A 957-nucleotide genomic window follows, 5' to 3' on the forward strand; every position below is an offset into this window, starting at 1 on the left:
CTCAGGGAGATGGCCGACGCCTTGCGGCTGGTCATGCATTACTTCACCCGCAGCAAGGACGATTTCCTGCGCCACTACTTTCCGGGCAAGGAAGAGATCCTGCAGCTTGCCACCAGCGAGGGCTCGTGGAAGGCGATCATCGACGCGCTGAACGCCACGCAGAAGGCCATCGTCACGGACCACCGGGACCAGAACCGGCTCGTGCTCGCCGGCCCGGGTTCAGGCAAGACGCGGGTCGTAGTGCATCGCATCGCTTACCTGTTGCGTGTGCGGCGCGTGCCGGCCGCGGCGATCATCGCGCTCACCTTCAACCGGCATGCGGCCAACGAGATCCGCAAGCGCCTGTTTGCCTTGGTCGGCAACGATGCGATCGGGATCACTGTGCTCACCTATCACGCCATGGCCATGCGGCTGACCGGCACCAGTTTCGATCGCCGCGACAAGGTGGAAGAGGGCGAGCTGGATGCCGTCCTCGACCGCGCTGCGGAACTGCTGGAAGGCCGTGCATCGGTCGAAGGCGAGGACGATCTGCGCGAGCGTCTGTTGCAGGGCTATCGCTACATTCTGGTGGACGAATACCAGGACATCGACGACCGCCAGTACCGGCTCGTCAGCGCGCTCGCCGGGCGGCACGACGAACAGGAGGGTGACCTGTGCATCCTCGCCGTCGGTGACGACGACCAGAACATCTATCAATGGCGGGGCGGCAGCAACCGCCACATCGCACGTTTCTGCGAAGAATACGACGCGCAGATCAGCTATCTGGTCGAGAACTACCGTTCCAGCCGGGCCATCATCGGCGCCGCAAATCACCTGATTGGCCAGAATGCCTCGCGGCTCAAGGTGCAGCATCCCATCCGCATCGATCCGGCGCGTGCGACCGGGCCGGCGGGCGGCGCGTGGGAAGCGCTCGATCCCGAGCGGCGCGGCAGCGTGCTCCGGCTTCGCATTCCGGGG

The 957-nt window shown here is 65.1% G+C and carries 1 protein-coding gene; it reads left to right on the top strand.

What is annotated here, in order from left to right; all coding sequences use genetic code 11:
* Positions 1-957: UvrD-helicase domain-containing protein (locus tag JNK74_28170; protein ID MBL7650065.1), on the top strand; the 957-nt coding region annotated here is incomplete at both ends.

Source organism: Candidatus Hydrogenedentota bacterium (assembly GCA_016791475.1).
Taxonomy (GTDB): Bacteria; Hydrogenedentota; Hydrogenedentia; order Hydrogenedentales; family JAEUWI01; genus JAEUWI01.